This is a genomic window from Pseudomonas sp. PS01303, from assembly GCF_029959385.1.
Lineage (GTDB): Bacteria > Pseudomonadota > Gammaproteobacteria > Pseudomonadales > Pseudomonadaceae > Aquipseudomonas > Aquipseudomonas rustica.
Window position 1 is genome coordinate 14,047 of record NZ_JASCPK010000022.1, and the last position, 22,077, is coordinate 36,123.

Below are 22,077 nucleotides of genomic sequence, written 5' to 3' on the forward strand. Positions count from 1 at the left end.
CACTACAATGCGCCATCGCAAAGTACGTGAATGGATGCGCACATGCAGTTCAGGGAAAACATCAATGCTTTGAGGGCACTCGCCGTTTTGTCGGTGGTGCTCTTTCACTTCAACGTCCTCGGTTTCGATGGCGGCTTTGCCGGGGTCGACGTGTTTTTCGTGATCTCCGGTTTCCTCATGACCGGGATCATCTTCAGCGGCCTGCAACAACAAAAGTTTTCCCTGCTCGGCTTCTACGCCTCCAGAGCCCGGCGGATCATTCCGGCGCTGGCGACGCTGTGCGTGGCGCTACTGATCTTCGGCTACGTGTATTTGCCGCTCGATGACTTCCGCGAATCTATCCGCACGATCAAAAGCAGCCTGCTGTTCAGCTCAAATTTCCTGTTCGCCAAAGACGGCAATTACTTCGACGCACCGCTGCACGAGAACTGGCTGCTGCACACGTGGTCGCTCTCAGTCGAATGGCAGTTCTACATGCTCTACCCCATGCTGGTCATGGGGCTGTACAAATTCTTCGGTTCGCAAAAGACCCGCTATGCGCTGCTCGCACTGGCGGTGATCTCCTTCGCCGCATCGGTAGTGGTGACCGAGAAAAATCCGACCTTTGCCTTCTACATGCTGCCCACCCGCGCGTGGGAAATGATTGCCGGCGGACTGGTCTTTCTGTTTCCGCTGCGGCTCAGCAAGCGTAACGGCCTGCTCAGCGAAGGCCTCGGTTTGATCGCGATTTTGATCAGCGTTCTGGGCTTTTCCGAAAACGATCTCTGGCCAGGTTATCTGGCGCTGCTGCCGGTGCTGGGGACGATGCTGGTGATTTACGGCAATACGCATTCGCTGTTCAGCCGCACAAAGGCACTGCAATTTACCGGAAGCATTTCCTACTCCGTTTACCTCTGGCACTGGCCGCTGGTGGTGTTGCTGTATCTGTGCGGTTTGCTCAGCCGTTGGCCGCATGTGCTGGGCGGCATTGTTCTGTCGTTCGTGCTCGGTGCGCTGTCCTTCCGATACGTGGAATCGAAAACCCGCAAGATCACCACGGCGCCGCGCACGCTGTTCAAGTTTGCCGCGCTGACGGTGGCGGTCATTGCCGTGGCGTCGGTGACCTCGTCGCTAGTGAAGAAGTATCCCGCTGCGCGGTTTGCATTCGTCGACCTCGGACAACCGCAATACGCCAGCAAACTCTACCCAAAAGCGTGCTACCCCAACGCCTACGACGCGGCGGACTGCAAGCTGGGCACCGGGGACGTTTCAGTGATTTTGTTCGGCGACAGTCATGCCGAATCGACCGCCGCTGCGGTGCAGATGAACAATCCGCACGCCGCCCTATCGTGGTCACGCGGTGGCTGTCCTCAATTGCAGAACTTCGAAATGCACGACAAGGATCTGCAAGCCAAATGCCAAACCTTCAACCATGAAAAGCTGCAGATCTTGAAGGATTCGTACAAAGGCATTCCAGTGGTGCTGTTCAGTCGGGCCGCGCTGTACTCCGATCCTGGGCGGGGCAATAGCTATCGCATTCACTTCCCTGACAGCCCCAAAGGTGAATCGGCCTTCATCGACGAATACGCGGCCGAGTACAGCAAAACCGTGTGTGAGATCGCGCAAAACCATCCGGTGTATATCGTCCGACCGATCCCGGAAATGCCCTTCAGCGTATATAAAGGCCTGAACCTCAATCAGCGGATTTTCCAGCAGACCGCCAATATCTCGGTGCCTTTGGTCGACTATCAAAAACGCAACAGGATCGCCAATTTCACCATCGAAGCCGCTGCCAAACAGTGCAACGCGACGGTGATCGACCCAACGCCATCGCTATGCCCCGACGGCAATTGCATGGGCTCGCTGAATGGCGAGCCGCTGTACTTTGATGACAATCATCTGGTCGATGCCGGCAATCATCTGTTGAAAGGCGCGTTCAAAGATTTAATCAAAGCCATTTAAGGGCGTGCAGCGACACCGCCTCTGGACTTGAAACCCCAGCCCTGTTGCATGCCCGCTGCCGCCAGCAGAATCGCCGCCACGCCCAGCCATTGCAGCGGTTGCAGTCGATGACCGAAGGCGAACCAATCGACGAAAATCGCTGCAATCGGATAGATGAACGACAGCGCACCGGTCAGTGCGGTCGGCAGTTTCTGGATCGCGCCGTACAGCAGCACGTACATCAGACCGGTATGGACGATGCCCAGCGTGATCAGGCTGGCCCACGCACTCGGCGCTTGCGGCAGCGCGGAGAAATGCGCGAATGGTGCGAGCAGTAGTACGCCGGTGCAGACCTGGATCAGCGCGATCAGATGCGGCGGTGTGCCGGTCAAACGCTTGATGATCAGTGCGGCGATCGCATAGAGAAACGCCGCGCCCAGCGCCAGGGCAATGCCCATCAGGTAATCGTTTCCGCTCTCGCCTTGCGTACCGTGGGCGCTGACAATCGCCAGCATCCCCATAAATGAAATCGCCAGCCAGAACAGTTTCTGCAGGGTGATTTTTTCGCCGAGAAACAGCGCCGCCAACCCCACCAACATGAACGGCTGCACGTTGTACACCGCCGTGCCGATGGCAATTGAGGCTTTCGAATATGAGGCGAACAACAGCAGCCAGTTGCCAACAATCGCCACACCGCTGAGCACCGCCAGCAAGAATGTGGTGCGAGTGAGGATGCCCGGGCGCAGAAAGCCGAACGCAGCGCAAATCAGCAACAAGGTGCCAGCGCCGAACACGCAGCGCCAGAACACCACGTCCAGCACCGGTTGCCCGGAGACCAACACGAACCAGCCGATGGTTCCGGATATCAGCATGGCGGCGGTCATTTCAAATGAGCCGCGGCGGGTTGTTGTGTCCATCGTTTATCTCCTGTCTTTGTGACAAAAGTATGCCGAGTGGACAGGGGCTCTCTCCAGAGCAAAAGACAGGCTAAACTGCGAATCTGCCTTTTTTATCGCGGGTGATTATCTGAAATCGCCTAATCCGGGAGGAGCTACATGACAGACGATATCGACCAGATTCTGATTAGCGCATTGATGGAAGACTCGCGCCGCTCGCTCAAGGCATTGGCGCAGATCAGCGGATTGTCGTCCCCCAGCGTGGCCGAGCGGTTGAAGCGTCTGGAGGAACGCGGCGTACTCAAGGGCTACACCGTCGAAATCGATCCGAAATGCTTCGGCTATCAGTTGCAAGCCATCGTTCGCGTGCGGCCGTTGCCGGGGCAGTTGCAGGAAGTCGAGCGGCAGATCATGTCGATCCCCGAATTCACCGAGTGCGACAAGGTAACTGGCGAAGACTGCTTTATCGCCCGCCTGCATGTGCGCTCGATGGAACAACTGGACACCCTCCTCGACCGCCTCAATACGCTGGCGGAAACCAACACCGCGATCGTCAAGAAGACCCCGGTCAAGCGCCGTCTACCGCCGATGGCGTGAGTGCTTTTCCAACAGGTTCGGCGTAGATTGAGTTTTTTCCGGCGAAGGATTGGCGGTAATGAAAACTCAGGTCATGTTGATTGCAGCGGTGCTGCTCAGTGGTTGCGGGACGGTGCAAACGGTCGTGCGCAGCGATCAAGCCGCGGCCAAGAGCCTCAAGGACGAAAAAACCTACTGCGGCGCCGTGCCCCGAATCTACAGCGGCGTGACCTACGACTTCTGCCTGATGCACGCGGAAGTGAAAGACGGTGTCGACACCTTCGACTACAACAATGCCAACCCCGGCGTGCTGATCGATGCAGCAGCATCCGGCGTCCTCGATACGCTGTTGCTGCCTTACACCATCTATAAACAGCACACAGACGGCAGCATTATTATCAATTGATCCCGTAAGCTTTCCTGCAGACAACAAAAAACCCGCCGAGGCGGGTTTTTCGTTTTCTAACGACAGCGATCAGTCGTCGCGGCTCATGATGCCGAAGATCTGCAACAAGCTGATGAACAGGTTGTAGATCGATACATACAGGCTGATGGTCGCCATGATGTAGTTACGCTCGCCGCCATGGATGATGGCGCTGGTCTGGAACAGAATGCAGACCGACGAGAACAGCACGAAACCTGCGCTGATCGCCAGTTGCAGGCCGCTGATCTGGAAGAAGAAGCTAGCCAGCGTTGCGCCCAGCAGGACGAAGAAACCAGCGGTGATGAAGCCACCGAGGAAGCTCATGTCTTTACGGGTAATCAACACGTAAGCCGACAGACCACCGAAGACCAGTGCAGTCATGGCAAATGCCGAGCTGACCACTTCAGCGCCGCCCTGCATGCCCAGGTAACGGTTGAGGATCGGGCCGAGCAGGAAACCCATGAAACCGGTCAAGGCAAACGCCGACACCAGGCCCCACGCGGAATCGCGGAGTTTGTTAGTGAGGAAGAACAGCCCGTAGAAGCCGATCAGCACCACGAAAATGTTCGGGTAGCCAACGCGCATCTGCTGCGCAACGAAAGCCATCACGCCGCTGAATGCGAGGGTCAGAGCCAGTAGGCCGTAAGTGTTGCGCAGGACGCGGCTAACCTCTAGCTGCTCAGCCTGCACGCCGTTATTAACTGCGTAATCCTGTTCGCGCATGGCGACACTCCTGTTGGTTTGAAACGTTCAGTCGCAAAGATCATAACAGACGCTCTGTAACAAGCCATGCAGAGAGTTTGACAGTGTGTTTCATTCAGGTATTATGGCGCCCGCAACGCAACGGAGGTGTGGCCGAGTGGTTTAAGGCAACGGTCTTGAAAACCGTCGACTGTAACAGGTCCATGAGTTCGAATCCCATCGCCTCCGCCATCTTTATACGACAAAGCCCTGATTATTCAGGGCTTTGTCGTATCTACATGTCCGAAAAAAATCCCAGCCCATACTTTGGCCCATACCTTGATTTGGGCATGGCTTGGCGACCAACGGTTGATGCTCCTGCGGCTTCCAGCCCCTAGGTCTGTAGGCGCCAACGCCGAATTGACCTACGTGCCGACGCAAGACTGACCCAACTCCAATCGGCAGAAATCCAGCACAGGAAATGGTTCGCGAGGAATCAGACTGGATCAGTGGCATCTCGGTAACTGGATCAATTCGGCGTCGGCGCCAACACTTGTGTATTTACCCTTCAACCAGAGCGGTGGCGCACTGTTATTTCACCTGCTGTCCAAGCTGTACGAGCTGTACGAGCTGTACGAGCACACCAGCGTAGTCATCACGACCAACCTCAGCTTCTCGGAATGGTCGAGTGTGTTTGGCGACGCCAAGATGACCACTGCGTTGCTGGATCGGCTGACACACCACTGCCACATCGTCGAAACGGGCAACGAGTCCTATCGCTTGTAACACAGCGGCCTGGCCGCCCAGACAAAGATCAAATCACGTGAACGAAAGCGCAAGGACGATGATGGTACAGAGGACGATGAGCCGTTTTGATCTGCACCGGAAATACCCCACCGCATGCCTACATGCGGTGGGGCTTGATGCATCTGTCACCGGAACACTACTGCTAAGCTTATCCACAATTGCTGATGCAAAAATCAGCAATCCGCCCTGGGTCAATTTTCAATCGGCAGGGTCAATTTTCCATCCACCCCAATACACCAGTGCCACAGCCAGATGCAGCGTAAACTCTCAATCTGCATACCTGCTGACACGAGAAAGGCTGCCCCCCCCCCCGGGCCTGAAGCACAGGGGGCGTCATGCCAGGAAATCTTGATGCCTGGACACAAGCAGAATGAGCCAGAAGTTGATAGATCGATTGAATCATTTTCGCTGAAAACAGTGCGGACAGAAACGACCTCCCGACTCACCGTCAGCTTTATGCAGCTAGTTGTAACGGCCTGCATTTGAAAACGCCCCGACCTGCAATCAAGGCGTTTTCCGACCAGGATTAACTGCGACTGTCCGGTCCTGCAAACCAGCATTAACTGCGAATGAACCTGCACTGATCCGCGCCGACCTGCATTCCATCGTCGCCAACCAGCATTAGTTGCAACGGTAATCCCTGGAGCACTTGCGCGCCTTGTTTGCCAACGAGCGGATTCCGCCGGAATTTTTGTCACATTATGAGCCTGATGAATCCTTTGCATGTCTTAAATTAATTAACGGGTTAAGTGACAATTTTTGAGGGCCAGAACCTTTCGACCCAAACTGTCACATAATCGAACGTATATGTGACAGGTGAAGAGATGTTGATCGGCTATATGCGGGTGTCGAAAGCGGACGGATCCCAATCCACCGATCTGCAGCGCGATGCACTGATCGGAGCTGGGGTGAGTCCTTCACATCTCTACGAGGATCTGGCTTCAGGCCGACGTGATGATCGACCGGGGTTGGCTGCTTGTCTGAAGGCGCTCCGTGAAGGCGACACGCTGCTCGTGTGGAAGCTCGATCGGCTCGGCCGCGATCTACGCCATCTGATCAACACCGTGCATGACCTGACTGCGCGTAGCGTGGGATTGAAAGTCCTGACCGGTCACGGTGCTGCGGTCGACACGACGACTGCAGCAGGCAAGCTTGTGTTCGGTATTTTTGCTGCGCTGGCCGAATTCGAGCGGGAGTTGATTTCCGAGCGCACGATGGCAGGATTGGCATCGGCACGAGCACGCGGCAGGAACGGCGGGCGGCCGTTCAAGATGACCGCAGCGAAACTGCGATTGGCCATGGCGGCGATGGGGCAGACGGAAACCGTGGTTGGCGATCTGTGTGAGGAACTCGGTGTCACTCGACAGACGTTGTACCGGCACGTCTCGCCAAAGGGCGAGTTGCGTCCAGATGGCTTGAAGTTGCTTTCACGGGGCTGATCTTGGCTTGGTGGCGAATGGCTCACTACGGCCAGCAGCGGAAATTCGAGAGCCGAACCACCATCTGACCTGGCATCGGCTTTGATAAATGATGTGCCGCTCCTTGAGCTTTTTCGTCTACAGCATATCAACCAACTCAGAGCTGCCTGAGCAAAGCCGCTGCGACTCTACCTGCCGTATTTGCCGGTAGAGGTTTCTTGAGAAGCAGCATTACGATCGCCTTGGTTAAAGGGCCAAAGCCTCTAGCCCTTGTTGGGCAAGTACATCTTTTTCGGTTCAGCGAGCTGACTCAGCAAGGTTCCAAGTTGCTCCGCTGGCAGTGGGCGGGCATAGAGGAAACCCTGCAACAAATCGACGTTCAATTGCTGCAATATTTGCGCCTGACCCGCTGTTTCTACCCCTTCGGCGACCACGGTCAGCTGCATGCTATGCGCCATATCCGTGACCGCTCGGACGATCGCCTGATCGACGTGGTCGTCCGCAATGTTCATTACAAATGACCGATCAACCTTAAGCGTGTCGACCGGGAATCGCTTGAGATAAGCCAGAGAAGAGTAACCAGTACCAAAGTCATCAATCGAAATCTGGGCACCGAGATCGCGCAATGCCTGCAGCGTCGTGGCAGCGGCTTCTGGATCACACATCACCGCCGTCTCGGTCACCTCGAAGCCAAATTCGATGCGGGTTGGATCGAAGGTGTTGGCGCGGAAAATCCGTTGTACCGTCTCCACCAAATCGGACTGGAGCAGCTGTCTGGCGGAGAGATTGACCGCAACGCCCAGCGGTAAACCGGCATCACGCAGCGCACTCCAGGTTTGAGCGAGGTGACAGGTCTCTTCGATGACCCAGAGACCAATCGGGACAATCAGCCCTGTTTCCTCGGCAACCGACATAAACTCTGCCGGTAGCAGCAGCCCCTTCTCCGGGTGTTGCCAGCGCAACAAGGCCTCGACCGATACCACTGCGCCCGTGGCGGCGGCAATAATGGGTTGAAAAAACAGGCGGAACTCGCCACAGGCGAGCGCTTGGTGTAAATCATTTTCAATACGCAGCCGGGTCGCGACCTGCATCTGCATTTGCTCGTCAAACAATTGGTGCCGGGCGCGTCCGCCGGTCTTGGCTTGATACATGGCGATATCCGCCGAGCCAATCAATTTTTCGGCATCGCAATCCGGTGTCGCCAAGGCAATGCCGATACTGGCGGCGACAAAGACGTTATCCTCGTTCAAGTGGATAGGCGGTGCCAATGCTTCCTGCAGGCGCTGGGCGATAACGGTGGCATCGCGATAACTGGCGACGTCCGGGCAGGCCACCACGAACTCATCGCCGGCGAGGCGAGCGACGGTGTCAGCCGGACGCATCGCCCGCTGCAAGCGTTGCGCCACAGTAATCAGCACCTGATCGCCGGCCTCATGGCCGAAGCTGTCGTTAATGCGCTTAAAGTGATCCAGATCGATAAACAACACCGCCAGGCCGGAGTTGGTCTCATCGCGCCGTGATAAGCATTGTTGCAGTCGATCCAGCATCAGAATTCGGTTAGGCAGGCCGGTCAACGGGTCGTGCAGGGCGCGGTGCTTCAGCTCTTGTTCAACCGCCTTGCGTGAAGAGATGTCGTGGGCGAAGGCGAAAAAACTCCAGCCATAGTCTTCCTCCAGCGACCACAAGGTAATTTCGATGGGGAATTCCCGCCCGTCGCGGTGCAAGGCCGGTAGTTCAAGGCGCTGTCCGAGCACCTGGGCCTGGCCATGGCTGAGGAATCGCGCCAAACCCCGTTGATGCGCTTCGCGGTAGTGGGCCGGTACTATGGTGTCGGAGACGGTCTGTCCGACTGCCTCGGCCTGAGACCAGCCAAAGATGGTTTCGGCGGCATTGTTCCAGTCGGTGATGACGCCACCGGCATCCATGGCGATGAAGGCATGCCCGGCGCTGTTGATGATCTGCCGGCTGCGCTGTTCATTGGCCTGCAGGGCACTCTGGGCTGCGTGTCGCTCGAACACGCGGCCCAGTTGGACGCCAATCTGTTCCATGACATCCAGCAGTTCCGGCGAGGGTTGCCGGGCAATCGGGGCAAAAAATTCAAGCACGGCCGTAATGCTGTTGCCTGAACGCACCGGCAAGGCAAATCCAGCGGCGAGGTCAGCCTGTAGGGCAGTTGCACGACGAGGAAAATTGGCATCGGTACTGGCATCACTCATGCCTAGAGGTAGACCTTCAGCCAACACCCGCCCTGGCAGGCCAATCCCTGCAGGAAAACACACCGCCTCGCTGGCTTGTCGGAAGGCGGTGAAATGGTCGTTCGGGAAATGTTCATCCACATGCCAAATACCCGTTGAACGAAGGCTTCCACCGCTCTGGATTTTCAGCGCGTGTCCCACCGGCCATCCGGTGGCTCGGCAAATACTGCGCAGCGCCAAACGCAGTGCAGCTTCAACGCCGATCGCCTCATTGGCCGCGATGGCGACCTCTTTGAGCAGGTTGATATAGGAGGTGGCGACATTCTCAGAAGTACAATTCACTACGACCGCTTCCTGCAAGGACTCATATTTGATAACCGCTCAGCCCAAATCCAACGTGTCTCTTGGCGCATACGCGGAGCCATTCGGAGGTTGCAGGAACTCGTGGAAACAACCGCCGTACCTTGGCAACCGCCATGTTGTGTTGGTTTAGACGGTCTGAACACACCCCGGCATTTTTCTCCCATCGAGCACAGCCGCTCATGTAGCCGCTCCGCCTAAGACCACCTTCAGCCGCACGGAATGCATCGTGCACCTAAAACATGAAATATGGCAATTAGCCATCAATCATAGGCATTAATTCGTTCTAGATTTTTCCGATCGTACTTGGTTGGTGCTCTCTACAGATAAGGTCGATGGCAAGGCGGGTCAACGGTTCCTGAGTCAATCCGCAGAACGGCTCACCGTCTAATTGCTGATGGAAACTGCAGCTCTTGCATAAACCGAAAGTCGGTACCCTTTCGTTGCGCTGGATGTTTCTCAGCAGATCGCCCAGCAGCAATTCGAGCTCATCTGCCTTCACGCCCATCCGGTTTGTCGCATCAACGAGAAACTTTGGAGGGGTGACGGAAGCCAGCAGGGCTCGTGCTGCATCGGTCAATTCGAGATGAACACTGCGCTTGTCGCGTTGATCTTGACGCTTGACGATAAAGCCGTTGGCCTCAAGGCTTTTTAGGGACTGCGAGACAGTCCCCTTGGTCAATCCAAGGTACTCCGTCACTGCCAGCGGCGTGTTTGAGTAGCGATTACAGCGAGCCAGATACCTCAAGGCGCTCAGGTGAGTGGGCTGAACATTCACCAGCAGCGGGTGCTGACGGTACCACATGCGCATCAGGCTCGAGAGCCGCTCAAAAAGATCAAAAAGCGCTGTTCCAGTCATGATCACCTCCTGAGCAAATAGTATCGTATGAAAACTATATTGACAAAGGTTGTGGACAGACTAGCCTGCAAATTGGTATCGAGTAGATACCATAATAGAGGATACAAAGATGACTACTGCTCGCTTTTACCACGCTGGTTGCGCCGTTTGCATCAATGCTGAACAGACCCTGCTGCACCTTCTGGATCCCAAGGTGAAGGTCGAGGTCGTTCACCTCGGTCAGGTTCCTGCACGGGTCGCTGAAGCCGAAGCTGCTGGCGTCAAGTCGGTTCCTGCCCTGGTTGTCGATGGACAGATTCTGCATCTTAACTTCGGTGCCGCTCTTTCCGATCTCAAATAGGGAGCCACCTTGAAAACACACTTCGTCATGCATTGATTGGGTTAGAGGAGGTTGAAGGCGACGTTAATGCAATCCGATTGGTCGAGGGGCTTGAGATAGTGGTGTATGGGAAGGGGGATGCCGTGCATCAAAAGCCCCGAGATGGGGTTATGATCATTCCACTCAGCGGCTATAGCGCGTCTGGCTTTGATCACGTAGACGGGTGACTACAGATTCTTTAGACCACTACATACGCCAGCGCGTTTCGCTTCATCCGGTCATTTCGAGGCGCACAAAATCTATAAAAATAAATATCTAAAAATATCAATAATTTATTGTGGATATGCGTGATTTTCCGCCTTGTTTCGCCCCCCCTAGTTACGCGAGGTGTGATGGTCGGGCGGACTCCCCGGTGTCAGGAATTTCTTTTTCGCGGGATTGCAGCCAAATGGCGCCTTACTTGACTACTCACTTGTAGTATCCATTCGCCGTCATTTGCGTTCGATCTGACGTAGTATTTTCATACAGGATGACCACCTCAATGCCGCCGCGCCTTGATGAGTAGTCAAAGCCAACGCACATCGCAGCTAAGGAACGCCATGCGAGTAATGATTCTGGAAAATGACGCTTGGTGTGCAGACCTACTCAAACAGATCGTGCTGAGTATTCGTCCCGGCGTCCAGGTCGATCGGTTCACCCGAGTCCAGAATGCGATTGAGGCCTGGCAGCTTGCTCCCTACCAATTGGTCTTGACCGAATGGAATCTATCCGATGCCACCGGCATCAATCTGCTGAAAAATATCCGCCGGGAGGATCGCCGCACGCCTGTGGTCATCGTTACCGGTCATTCGGATCGGGCTAGTGTCCTAGCGGTTCGCACTCTGGGTGTTAACGCCTTCATCACCAAGCCGTTTCAAGTCCCGCGTGTCATCGAGTACCTTGCGAAGTTGATTCCACAGCCTGACGCAGCCACCAACAGCCCGCTCTTGGGGGAGGACTTGATCGCGTACCTTGCCGGGAAAGATGCCGGTGAACTCGACATGCCGTTGATCGGCAATGTAAGGGAGCAGTTGTTGAGCTGTCTCAAAGGAGAGGAGCAAGATCTGCGTGAACTCGCGGAGTCCTGGCGACATGACCCTGCCCTATGCGCCAAATTGATTGCCGTCGCCAACAGTAGTGCCTATAACAATGGTGGCCGGCCCTGCCTCAACCACATAGAAGCTCTACGCAAGCTTGGCGTGCAGACTTGCCTTAATTTGGCCATGGGGATGGCCTTGCGACAGTACACCGAACAGGCAAGCCCCCTACTTCAACTGAAAATCCAAAGTCAGTTGGACGAAATCGAACGCCTCAGTGATCGAACGCTAGCCTTATCGAGGCAGTGCCGCATAGATCCAGCCCCTCTGCACACCGCAGCGCTGCTCCATCGGATGGGCGAGCTCTGTGTGCTCCACCTCACTCAAATCTGGGAAAATAGCGGCTATATCATTGATGATAACCAGATAATGCAGGGTATTGCCGAATTCAGCGGCCCTTTTGCCATTAGCCTAAAAGCCCATTGGGGCTTGCCCATGCCTCTGCGCGAATTGATCGGCGCAGTTTATGTATTGCCACCGGCACAGGTACGGCGCGAGCAGGTGGTGATGCGCCTGGCAGCTGCAGAACTTCAAGGAGAAGAGCTCTCGACGATTGAGCGGCTAAAGAGACTGGCGGGGTTGGCTTAGCCCAATTGCGCTGGGAACCCTTGCTCGTGACGACCTTTCGATAGGTCTGATCATCAATCGATCCTCTGCCAGCCACACTCAAGCTTCGCTCACCACAAGTGGGTTTTGCAGACGGTGAACCCGTCGCATGGTCACCATGCTGGTGCGCACCGACTCGAAAAATGATATCAATGAGCCAGGTTCACGAGGGTGATCGTTTTCGGGCAAATAGCCGCTATCTATATATGGATATTATCTATTAATGATTAAGCTTATTCCTGCTAGTGAGCTTTGCCTCGGCATGTATGTCCATGATTTCAGCGACTCAGGAATGGATCCAACTTTTTGGAAAGGACGATTCCTGATCCAGACCTCCTATGATCTGAGACGCATCAAAGACTCGGCTGCTCATGAGGTGTGGATTGATGTCGGCAAGGGGATAGATGTCGCGTTCGGGCGACTTGAAGCGCCACATCTTTCGACCGTAGGGGGTACGGCGGCGCGAGACTTGACGACGTTAGCGGCTGAGTTGCCTCAAGCCCAAAAGCTCTGTGCTGAGGCCAAAATGGCCGTGGTCGCGATGTTCCGCACGGCGCGTATGGGCCAGCCGTTAAAACTGGCGCGTGCTGGCGAACTGGTTGCGGAGTTCTCTGATTCCGTGTTGCGTCACCCCAGTGCCCTGATCAGCCTGGCTCGCCTGAAAACCGCCAACGACTACACGTACATGCACTCGGTGGCGGTCAGCGCGCTCATGATCGCCCTCGCTCACGAGCTGAAACTGAGTCAAGATTTAGTACTTGAGGCAGGCATCGCAGGGCTGTTGCACGACATCGGTAAAATCGCGATCCCAGAAGCAATTCTCGACAAGCCTGGAAAACTCACTGACGAAGAGTTTGACGTTATACGCAAGCATCCGAAAGCTGCAATCAACATCCTGACCGACAATGAGTACGTCAGTGATTTGGTGCTGGATGTATGCCTTCACCACCACGAAAAATACGATGGCAGTGGCTACCCCCATCGACTTGCCAGCGAGCAAATCAGCCTATTTTCGCGCATGGGAGCGGTGTGCGATGTGTTCGATGCGTTGACATCGACACGCCCTTACAAACCCGGTTGGGATCCCGCCGAGGCCATCCATCAGATGGCGACGTGGCAAGGCCACTTCGATACTGAAATATTGCACGCCTTCATTAGAACAATCGGTATCTACCCGGTGGGGGCTCTGGTTCGACTGGAAAGTGGGCTGCTGGGCGTCGTGATGGAGCAGCATGAAAAATCGCTGTTGACACCACAGGTCAAGGTATTTTTCTCAACGCATTCTAATCTACCCGTTCCTCATGAAATCATTGACCTCGCCAAATTAGTAGGGCGTGAAAAAATCATTAGCCGAGAGAGTCCAGCGAAGTGGAGCTTTAGTCAGCTCGATTTACTCTGGACGGGTCTATCGACCTCCGCCGGTCTGACTTTTTCTGAGTAGGTATAAATTCCAAGACAACCCTCCGCAGAGAACTCGCAGTGTTAGCCAAGCTATTCGATGACCTGCTGGAAAACGACGCCGTGCGCGGCCCTGGGCAACCATCAAGCCAAAGCGCTGTTGGAAGCATTGGATGAGTGCTCTCCGAAAGGCTGACTCCATCAGCCGATTCTGGCGGTTCTGCTCAATCACGGCTTGTGCCATGAGGAAACCACCCAGCTCCGCATTGAGGACGTCCCGCATCTGCGCACCCACACAGCAAGGGCGGCAATTGTGTCGCTATTCCCAGTCAGCGACACGGCCGTGACTATTTAAAGTCGTTTGGTCACACTCCTGGAGCAGGAGATTCGCCCGCGACAGAGCGTAGTGGGGGGCATGCCGAGACAAAGGAAAATTAGGACATTTTCGTCGCAAGCGGATGATCTATAAAGTTTTTAGCGTAAACCACTCTAGGCTTTATTGATGGATGGGCGTAGACATCGACCTATCCTCGCACGCCCGGCCGTCAATTTATCCAGCGCTCGATAGAGCGTTGAGCGATGCACAGCCTGATAGGCCGCACTCGGTCCGATTACCGATAGAGCCCGCGCTCTGCAGTGTGATCAAACTCAATCCGCCAAGCCATAACGCTTCATCACATCCTCTAAGGGTACCGACTCCGAGCGCCCCTCCCGGGTTACCCAGCAGGCGCTGTTCCTCTAGATACAGGTCTTCCAGATCATCCAGGTGCGCCACGATGGCTTCCCGGGCATAAAAGGTTTTGGTTCTGCCGGTGGCTTTGGCAAGGTTTTCCAGCTCCGAAGGCAGTCGAATAACAACCATGACCAAACTCCATAGTTAGAGGTTGCTACCGGCCTCAGCCCACTTTAGGCGATGGAAGTCGAAAGACTGCTGCAACTTCGGCTTTACGATGCGAAAGTATGGCGAGACGTCGAAGTCGCGTGGCACGAACAGGCTGTAGTTGCGGATGTGTAACAGCTCGCGACGCGCCTGTTCTACCGCCGGATGCAGGGGATCGCTGCTGTCGATCTCCGGCAGGATGGGGTAGTGGATTGACTCGAAAGCCTGTGCCAGCAGCGTCGAACAGATCGCACGGGTGGGAGAGCCACTGCCAAACGCGATCATCCGCCGCTTCAGTCGCCCAGGTAGTGGTGGCCTTATCAGGTAGCGGGCAAGATCGAACAGGTTGCGCAGATCGTAGCCCTGTCCAAGCCGCACGCGCACGAAATCCAGCAACGCCGCGAGGTCGGTCTCATCCAGCCCGACCGGGCGGCAGATGCGAGTGTGCTGGTCCAGGAAGTCCGCCAGCGGCACTAGGTGCACGCCAGCCACTACATCGGCTTCGATCAGCGCGCGCACCGGCTCGCTAGCGCCGGGCATAGGAGCCAGGCGGTCGCCGACGTAGAGTGCTGCGTGCGACCAGGTGGACTGGGTCAGGTACTTGATCGCGCTGGAGAGGCGGCTGGTGCCCTCTACCAGTAGCACGTCGCCCACACGCAGGGTGGCGGCGAGGTGTTCCGGCGGGAAAGCCGGCAGCTGGCTGTGGCCTGGGCGCGGCCGCGTCAGGTGGGCGGCCAGGCGAAGGCCAAGGGCATGTAACAAGGACATCATTTGCTCCAGGTTGGGCTGACGATAAGGCCAGCGCAAAGCCACGGGACAGGCTCACTTCGTCAGGCCGAGCACGTCCTCTGCGCTATGGTCCAACATGGAGTTCCATTGCTCCCTAAAACCCCGATTTCGCCTTCGGCCTGCTCGATCAAACTCGTATTACCTTGACCCCAACGAGAAAAATTTCAAATTCCGAATCACTAATTTGGCCGACCGGACCAAAGCCCAGCGCTCTGAAGTAGGTTGATTGGCTGACCCATTGCGTCATGCCATTCATGGCATCCAATGACGTTTGACTCGCCGACTCAGTGATCGTGTATCGACACCCAGATTTGTCTACTGCTTCAAAGCAATCTATTTCTTGAACGCGAGTAGCCACTTCAATGACTTCCATATCGGCTGCAGAAATTAAACGATAGCACTGCTACACCGCGACGCTACTCAGCGGGCCTTATGCTTCAGTCATGCCCAAGTACGGAAACGAGCGCATGGCGTTCTTTCGCCGCCCGCTCAACAATCTCGATTTGGATCATAGCTTTTCGCCATTACCTTGACCTGCTCAGACTGTAGTTGTAACGGCTTGCAATCGAAAATAGCCGCGCTCGCAATCAACGCGATTTTCGGCTCAGATTATCTGCGACTGACGGAGCCCTCTGGCTCAGATTAGCTGCGACTGAACATCCTCTCCAAAGCCCCTAATCAACCGGTAAGCTGCTTGATGCGCTCCGCCAAGCGTGTGAATGCCTCGTTCGTGTAGTCCCGCACCTTGGATTCTGCTCCCTGTGCACGTAGGGAGGTCTTGAAGTCGGGGGCGATAGAGAAAACGGACAAAATCCGCTAAGCGTGCGGCCTGTCAGGTTGAGGCCATAGAGGCTGCCGGCGAAGCGTCAGAAAATGCAGGGTTCGGCCCTATCCTGACGTTGCGCAGGGTGCCGGACGTGTTCTTATTGCGTATGCGGTCTGGCGGTCAAATCAACTCCCAGTGCCCGCATCACTACCAGCATGGTTTTCAGTGTAGGGTTCCCGCGTTCGCTGAACGACTTGTAAAGCTGCTCTCTGGCCAGCCCCGTTTCCTTGGCCAGCTCGGTCATCCCCTTGGCGCGGGCAACCACTCCCATAGCCTTAGCGATATAGGCGGCGTCTCCAGTGTCCAGGGCGTCCGCGATGAACACCGCTATCGCCTCTGGACTGTCCAGCGCTTGCGCGGGATCGTAGTCATAAATTGGCTCGGTCATTGCGGTTTCCACTCATTTGCTAGGCGTTTCGCCGTTTCTATGTCCCTGGTCTGGCTGCTCTTGTCTCCACCACATAGCAGGATGACGATTTCTGTCCCGCGCTGCTGGAAGTAAACCCGATAGCCTGGGCCATAGTGAATCCTCAACTCGCTTACTCCCCGGCCGACTGGTGACACGTCGCCGGGTAGACCATTCGCCAAGCGGAAGATGCGAGCGGCAATTGCGGCCTTTGCCCGCTGATCCTTTTGTATTTTATAAATCACAAAAGGTCAATCAAATGCGGGCTTCGCGTACGGTTTTTCCCGAATTCTGCGGGCTCCCCGTATCAACCTTACCGGCGGTTACGCCTGGCGGCAGAGCCGCAGGCAGGAGGGCGTAAAGTTCCGAGCGCTTCGGAAGCTATATAATTACTTAGAAATCAACTACTTATGGAGTCGCTTGTGCAGTCCACGGTGGAGTTTTTGCTTGATCTCGGCATACCCCACTTACGGGTCAATGTCGCCTAAGTTATACATTGGGCACAAAAAATCGGTTTATAGTGGCTTATTGATATTTTCGCGCGGCTTCGCCACGTACGCTAAGGATGGGAGTTTTATGCTTCTGAGCAGCTACAACAATGTCCTCGTCACTTTCTCTCTGATTGTCGCCATTCTTGCCTCTTACACGGCCCTCAACATGGCCAGTCGAGTGTCCAGCTCTACGGGGAGAGCATCCGCGTTTTGGCTGATCGGTGGCTCGTTCGCCATGGGGTTCGGTGTCTGGTCAATGCACTTTATCGGCATGCTCGCTTTCAATCTTCCCATTTCCCTGGGCTATGACATCCCGCTCACACTCCTGTCGCTGCTGATCGCCATTGCCTCATCGGCCTTTGCGCTCTGGCTGGTTTGCCAGAAGGATCTGCCTTGGGCTCGCTTGGCTCTAGGTGGCCTGTTGATGGGTAGCGGCATTGCGGCCATGCACTACACCGGCATGGCTGCCATGTTGATGACGCCGAGTGTGATCTATATTCCCTGGATATTTGCCCTGTCCATTGTCATTGCGGTTCTTGCCTCAGGGGCGGCCCTGTGGATCGCCTTCCAACTGCGCAAAGACTCAAAAAAGGCTACCTATGCCCGTATCGGGGCGTCGCTGGTAATGGGTTGTGCCATCGTCGGCATGCACTACACCGGCATGGCTGCTGCGCAGTTTCCTGTCGGAAGCTTCTGCGGGGCGGCAAACACCGGCATCGATACCAAGTGGCTGGCAGTGCTGGTGATTGTGGTGAGTCTGGCGGTATTCGCTATTGCCTTAATCATTTCCATGCTGGATGTGCGTACCAAGTTGCTAGCGACCTCACTTGATCGGGCCAACAGTGAACTGGTTCAGCTGGCATTGCACGACAACCTAACCAAGCTGCCCAATCGCTTCCTGCTGGATGATCGCCTAGAGCAAGCCATTCAAAAAGCTGCACGGGAAAAGCGTCATTTTGCGGTGCTATTTATGGATCTGGATGGTTTCAAGGCCGTCAACGACCTGTACGGGCATCACGTCGGCGATCTTTTGCTGATCGAGGTCGCACAGCGGATTCTCGACACCCAACGCAGCGAGGACACGGCGGCGCGGCTAGGAGGCGATGAGTTTGTCTTGTTGATTGATACGGGGGAGCCCGAAGATGCGGCGATGCTAGCGCAAAGGCTGATCGAGAACATTGGTAATGCCTATCACATCGGCCGCAATAACCTGCACGTCTCAGCCAGTATTGGTATTGCCTTGTTCCCCAATGATGGTCTGACCGCGCATGAGTTGATGGTTAACGCGGATGCCGCGATGTACCACGCCAAGGAAATAGGACGTAGTGGCTACAGCTTTTTCGAAAAGACGATGAACACCAATGCCCATCAACAGATGCAACTTCAACACGATCTGCATCAGGCGCTGGATCGATGCGAATTTGTCCTGCACTACCAACCGAAAATGCTTGCTCCCAATGGCCCGATGATCGGGGTCGAAGCGTTATTGCGCTGGCAAAGCCCGGATCACGGTCTGGTCCCGCCAGACAGTTTCTTGCCACTCGCGGAAAGGACCGGTCTGATCATACCCATTGGCAACTGGGTGATCGACGAAGCGTGCCGCCAGATGCGCGAATGGCACGACGAGGGGCATCAGGACTGGAGCATTGCGGTCAACCTGTCCACGGTTCAACTGGGGCAATTCGGCTTGGTCAATATTGTACGCATGGCCTTGGAGCGTCATTCATTGGATGCTCGTCATCTCGTTCTTGAAGTCACCGAGTCCACCGCCATGCGCAATGCCGAGGCCAGTTTGGTAGTCCTGAAAAAACTAGCAGAACTGGGGGTGAGCATCTCCATCGATGACTTCGGGACGGGCTACTCCAGTCTGCTCTATCTTAAGCGCCTACCGGCCAATGAACTGAAAATCGACCGAGGCTTTGTCACCGAGTTGGCTCAGGGCAATGACGATGCGGCAATTGTTTCGGCGATTATTGCGCTGGGCCAAACACTGGGGCTGAAGATTGTGGCCGAAGGGGTGGAGACGGCAGAACAGCAAGAGTTGCTTACCCGACTAGGCTGTCATACGTTGCAAGGCTATTTGCTTGGCCGTCCTTTACCCGCAGAACTGCTGGTCAAAAGTCTGACTGCAACACCGATTGCCGAGACTACAGCGACTGCTTGATGCGCTGTAGGGAGCAAGCCGACGTTTTGCAAGGAGCCCGCAGGATGCAGGCCAGCTCGCGCTAGGGGTGGTGCCGGCCCGCGGACAGCTCCGCTCGTGCACAAACAGCCGATTGTCGTCACTGGCTGCCTGTCCGGCGCCACAGGCTGTACAGCGCAGATAGATTCCGGTCAGCAGCCAGTGCCGCGAATGCTCCGCACCTGCTGACCAAGTGCTGAGGGCCCGCCGCTAGCCTCTCAGAGGCAATGACGGAAGCCCGCAGAATTCGGAAAAATCGTACGCGTGCGGCAATTGAGGGACGCATGACCGGCCAAGTCCACAACTACTTGGGCTTGTTAGTTCGTCTTCGTGATTTTCGCGGACACGAAAAGACACAAAAAACTACAGATCAAATCCTCGCGGTAATTTAGTGCCGTGCACACACGGCAGATGACTTTCACAGGTTTCTGCCCCACGGCGCTGGCCCTATCTCGCAAGTCTACATCAATCATTTGCCAGCGCCGCGAACGCTTAAGCCCTTGCTAATCCAGCGTTTGCGGTGCTACGGCGCTGGATATTAACCCTACAGTTCACCCGTTGAATTTACGTACCGGATCTAGCAGTCTGGGATCGTCGCTCATGGATAGTGGCATTGCGCAATCAACGGCCAATGGCTGTGGCTAGCAATCGAACAGAATAGGACTGCCCACCACGATCCCTCCTCTTCAAGGCTACCGACATCATGTTGTTCAACGCCTCTAAAAAAACCATTAATGCGCAGCAACAGACCATCGCCCTGCAAGCCAGTCAGCTCGAAGCCATCAACCGCTCCATGGCGGTCATCGAATTCGACCTGAATGGCATCGTCCTAGCGGCGAATGAGAATTTTCTTAAGGCCATGGGGTATCGTTCAGAGCAAGTGCTTGGTCAGCCGCACCGACAGTTCTGCCTGCCAGACTACGCGCGTAGCGGCGAGTACCAAGCCTTCTGGCAGCACCTCAAAAGCGGCCAGTTCGAATCAGGAACCTTTGAAAGAGTGGGTGCTAATGGCCAGCCAATTTGGCTGGAGGCCAGCTACAACCCGGTCAAGGACGAGCAGGGCAGCGTGGTGAAGGTGATTAAATATGCGCTTGACGTCACGTTGAAGGTACAACACGAGAGCCAAACCAAAGGCAAGTTGCAAGCCCTCGACCGGGCCATGGGTATTATCGAGTTCAACCTGGACGGCAGTATTGTTGATGCCAACCAGAACTTCTTGAGTCTGGTCGGCTACAGCTTGGCCGAACTCAAGGGCAAGCACCATAGACTGTTCTGTAAGCCTGCATTGGCTAGCAGTAGTGAATACCAGGACTTCTGGCGGCGACTGAATCAAGGCGAGTTTTTCAACGGGCAATTTGAACGGGTCGGCAAGCGTGGGCAAACCCTGTGGTTGGAGGCCAGCTATAACCCGGTGTATGACGCCAGCGGGCAGTTAAGCAAAGTGGTGAAATTTGCCTCGGACGTCACCGCGATGGTTGAGAAGCATGCGCAGGACACTCAGAGCGCTAGTCAGGCGTATCACATCTCAGTCGAGACACGCCAAGCTGCCGAACATGGCACGGTGGTTATCCAGCAAGCTGCGAGCGAAATGCGGGAAATCGCCGCTAATATCGAGGATTCGTCGGTCATCATCGCCAAGCTCGGAGAGCGTTCTGAGCAGATCACCGCCATCGTCAAGACCATTCACGGGATTGCCGATCAGACCAACCTGCTGGCTTTGAACGCGGCCATCGAAGCCGCCCGAGCGGGTGAGCAGGGTCGTGGATTTGCGGTGGTCGCCGATGAAGTTCGACAATTGGCCTCACGTACCAGCGGCTCGACGATGGAAATTTCTGGGATGGTTAACATGATCCAGAGCGAAACTCAGCTAGCAATCAAGAGCATGGACGGCACCCGTGAACGGGCGACCAAAGGTGTCGACTTGGCGAATCAGGCTGGTGCGGTGATCCAGCAGATTCGCGATGGAGCAAACGATGCAGTGCAGGCGGTGAGCATGCTTGCCCATGAGCGTGGTCAGTGAACATGGCGCTTGATTTGCTGGAAGCCATATCCAGATGTGCAGTCATCTTTTGGAAATGACTGGTGGCAATCTGGCAGATTGAGCACTTACGCATAACGACGTTTTCGTTCAGTCGCCCCCCACAAAAAAACCACGCAGTGGGTTTTTTTCGCCTGCTGGACGCCAGGTATGGGGGGGCTGGCCTAGCCTTCACAGGGTGAGTGGTATGACGTACAGGCCACTCCTTACTCTATAAGGATCTGATCCATGTCAAACGATCCAGCTGACCGTAATGTGTTGAATTCTACCGCCGCGTATGAGGCTGTTTTGGGGCTAAGCAGCGGGCAGACGGCACAGTGGGGGAACCTGCTGCTCAAGATCATCGAAGGCAGATCCCTGCATCAGGTGATGGAAGTGGCCGGTCGTGCTGAGGGGTATGCCTTGGGCTTACGCGATGCGGGAGTCATCACTGAAATTCAGCGTGATCGAATGGCATGTGTGGCCATGGCCGTGGCCGCTGAAAAAATCCAGAGCTTGCCTAACGATGCGTGACGGTATCCATGAGGACGCGCTGCGATCTTGGGTCAGCCTGACAGACAAAGCGCTTAGCGTACGAAATTTTCCGTTTTCTCTGTTAGCCCCAAGGTCGCCCGCAGCGCCCATGAAGCCGTGATGTGGCTCGGCGCATCGCAGCGACGCCGGAGTACGCGCGCTCTCGCCACGAACGTAAGAAAGGTGAAATGTTGTTTGCCCACCTCAAACGCATCTTGAAATTGGATCGCTTGTGACTACGAGGCATGAGTGGCGCAAGCGATGAGTTCACTCTGGCGGCAGCGGTACAGAACCTGCGGCGATTGGGCAAACTTGCTTCTCAAGGTCCGCCAGTTACGGGATAGGTGCACCTGCTGT

19 protein-coding genes, 1 tRNA gene and 3 pseudogenes are annotated in these 22,077 nt (G+C 55.6%); 14 read left to right on the plus strand and 9 right to left on the minus strand.

Going from position 1 to position 22,077, the window contains the following annotated elements; all coding sequences use genetic code 11:
- Positions 1-42 precede the first annotated feature (42 nt).
- Positions 43-1,941, plus strand: coding sequence for an acyltransferase family protein (locus QMX93_RS09460; protein WP_282355018.1), 1,899 nt, complete (start codon positions 43-45; stop codon positions 1,939-1,941).
- Here the strand turns inward: QMX93_RS09460 and QMX93_RS09465 are convergent.
- Complete coding sequence (locus QMX93_RS09465; RefSeq protein WP_282355021.1) at positions 1,938-2,837, minus strand: DMT family transporter; 900 nt, start codon at positions 2,835-2,837, stop codon at positions 1,938-1,940. The genes QMX93_RS09460 and QMX93_RS09465 overlap by 4 nt on opposite strands.
- Before the next feature lie 138 nt (positions 2,838-2,975).
- Here QMX93_RS09465 and QMX93_RS09470 point away from each other — a divergent pair, with 138 nt between their 5' ends.
- Entirely contained in the window at positions 2,976-3,413 is a 438-nt protein-coding gene (locus tag QMX93_RS09470; RefSeq protein ID WP_053120674.1) for an Lrp/AsnC family transcriptional regulator, read from the plus strand.
- 58 nt (positions 3,414-3,471) lie between these two features.
- Positions 3,472-3,798: a YceK/YidQ family lipoprotein gene (locus tag QMX93_RS09475; RefSeq protein WP_282355024.1), complete on the plus strand. Its 327-nt coding sequence runs from the start codon at positions 3,472-3,474 to the stop codon at positions 3,796-3,798.
- A 69-nt stretch (positions 3,799-3,867) separates the two neighbouring features.
- On the opposite strand, the gene QMX93_RS09480 is transcribed toward QMX93_RS09475, so the two are convergent.
- Positions 3,868-4,539, minus strand: a complete 672-nt coding sequence (locus QMX93_RS09480) for a Bax inhibitor-1/YccA family protein (RefSeq protein WP_053120677.1) — start codon at positions 4,537-4,539, stop codon at positions 3,868-3,870.
- A gap of 122 nt (positions 4,540-4,661) precedes the next feature.
- Here QMX93_RS09480 and QMX93_RS09485 point away from each other — a divergent pair.
- The 4 genes and pseudogenes from QMX93_RS09485 (at position 4,662) to QMX93_RS09495 (ending at position 6,743) form a co-directional block, all read left to right on the plus strand.
- Positions 4,662-4,749, plus strand: a tRNA-Ser gene (locus QMX93_RS09485).
- A 300-nt stretch (positions 4,750-5,049) separates the two neighbouring features.
- Positions 5,050-5,373, plus strand: a pseudogene (locus tag QMX93_RS09490) (ATP-binding protein); the annotation flags it as partial.
- A gap of 568 nt (positions 5,374-5,941) precedes the next feature.
- Positions 5,942-6,067 (plus strand): annotated as a pseudogene (locus QMX93_RS31045) (TniQ family protein); the annotation flags it as partial.
- A gap of 61 nt (positions 6,068-6,128) precedes the next feature.
- On the plus strand, positions 6,129-6,743 hold the full coding sequence (locus tag QMX93_RS09495) for a recombinase family protein (RefSeq protein WP_054890147.1): 615 nt from the start codon (positions 6,129-6,131) through the stop codon (positions 6,741-6,743).
- Positions 6,744-6,985: 242 nt separating this feature from the next.
- Here QMX93_RS09495 and QMX93_RS09500 read toward each other — a convergent pair whose 3' ends face one another.
- Together QMX93_RS09500 and QMX93_RS09505 are read right to left on the minus strand one after the other, a co-directional pair.
- A complete protein-coding gene (locus QMX93_RS09500) occupies positions 6,986-9,259 on the minus strand; it encodes an EAL domain-containing protein (protein WP_161891878.1) in 2,274 nt (757 codons plus the stop codon).
- A gap of 304 nt (positions 9,260-9,563) precedes the next feature.
- On the minus strand, positions 9,564-10,136 hold the full coding sequence (locus tag QMX93_RS09505; RefSeq protein WP_060495415.1) for a MarR family transcriptional regulator: 573 nt from the start codon (positions 10,134-10,136) through the stop codon (positions 9,564-9,566).
- A gap of 109 nt (positions 10,137-10,245) precedes the next feature.
- Here QMX93_RS09505 and QMX93_RS09510 point away from each other — a divergent pair, with 109 nt between their 5' ends.
- The 3 genes from QMX93_RS09510 to QMX93_RS09520 all read left to right on the plus strand — a co-directional run bounded on the left by QMX93_RS09510 (position 10,246) and on the right by QMX93_RS09520 (position 13,638).
- A complete protein-coding gene (locus tag QMX93_RS09510; RefSeq protein ID WP_161891877.1) occupies positions 10,246-10,476 on the plus strand; it encodes a thioredoxin family protein in 231 nt (76 codons plus the stop codon).
- 578 nt (positions 10,477-11,054) lie between these two features.
- A complete protein-coding gene (locus QMX93_RS09515; protein ID WP_060495550.1) occupies positions 11,055-12,179 on the plus strand; it encodes an HDOD domain-containing protein in 1,125 nt (374 codons plus the stop codon).
- Positions 12,180-12,420: 241 nt separating this feature from the next.
- Positions 12,421-13,638 carry an HD-GYP domain-containing protein gene (locus QMX93_RS09520; RefSeq protein WP_282355047.1) on the plus strand — a complete coding sequence of 406 codons (1,218 nt, stop codon included), beginning with the start codon at positions 12,421-12,423 and terminating at the stop codon, positions 13,636-13,638.
- A 507-nt stretch (positions 13,639-14,145) separates the two neighbouring features.
- On the opposite strand, the gene QMX93_RS09525 is transcribed toward QMX93_RS09520, so the two are convergent.
- From QMX93_RS09525 to QMX93_RS09545, 5 genes are all read right to left on the minus strand, one after another.
- On the minus strand, positions 14,146-14,457 hold the full coding sequence (locus tag QMX93_RS09525) for a TraY domain-containing protein (RefSeq protein WP_218031593.1): 312 nt from the start codon (positions 14,455-14,457) through the stop codon (positions 14,146-14,148).
- Between the two features lie 15 nt (positions 14,458-14,472).
- A complete protein-coding gene (locus tag QMX93_RS09530) occupies positions 14,473-15,243 on the minus strand; it encodes a YiiX/YebB-like N1pC/P60 family cysteine hydrolase (protein WP_198760205.1) in 771 nt (256 codons plus the stop codon).
- Positions 15,244-15,391: 148 nt separating this feature from the next.
- The gene (locus QMX93_RS09535; RefSeq protein ID WP_156356242.1) at positions 15,392-15,637 is read right to left on the minus strand and encodes a hypothetical protein; all 246 of its coding nucleotides are present in this window, start codon (positions 15,635-15,637) and stop codon (positions 15,392-15,394) included.
- Between the two features lie 550 nt (positions 15,638-16,187).
- Positions 16,188-16,478: an addiction module antidote protein gene (locus QMX93_RS09540; protein WP_060495514.1), complete on the minus strand. Its 291-nt coding sequence runs from the start codon at positions 16,476-16,478 to the stop codon at positions 16,188-16,190.
- Entirely contained in the window at positions 16,475-16,741 is a 267-nt protein-coding gene (locus QMX93_RS09545; protein ID WP_082412254.1) for a type II toxin-antitoxin system RelE/ParE family toxin, read from the minus strand. The genes QMX93_RS09540 and QMX93_RS09545 overlap by 4 nt, the downstream gene beginning before the upstream one ends.
- A gap of 331 nt (positions 16,742-17,072) precedes the next feature.
- Here QMX93_RS09545 and QMX93_RS09550 point away from each other — a divergent pair, with 331 nt between their 5' ends.
- The 4 genes and pseudogenes from QMX93_RS09550 to QMX93_RS09565 all read left to right on the plus strand — a co-directional run.
- Positions 17,073-19,151, plus strand: a complete 2,079-nt coding sequence (locus tag QMX93_RS09550; RefSeq protein ID WP_198823054.1) for a bifunctional diguanylate cyclase/phosphodiesterase — start codon at positions 17,073-17,075, stop codon at positions 19,149-19,151.
- Between the two features lie 721 nt (positions 19,152-19,872).
- A complete protein-coding gene (locus tag QMX93_RS09555) occupies positions 19,873-21,189 on the plus strand; it encodes a PAS domain-containing methyl-accepting chemotaxis protein (protein ID WP_282355093.1) in 1,317 nt (438 codons plus the stop codon).
- 246 nt (positions 21,190-21,435) lie between these two features.
- Positions 21,436-21,720, plus strand: coding sequence for a hypothetical protein (locus QMX93_RS09560; RefSeq protein WP_060495517.1), 285 nt, complete (start codon positions 21,436-21,438; stop codon positions 21,718-21,720).
- A gap of 78 nt (positions 21,721-21,798) precedes the next feature.
- Positions 21,799-22,064: pseudogene (locus QMX93_RS09565) on the plus strand (transposase); the annotation flags it as partial.
- Positions 22,065-22,077 lie beyond the last annotated feature (13 nt).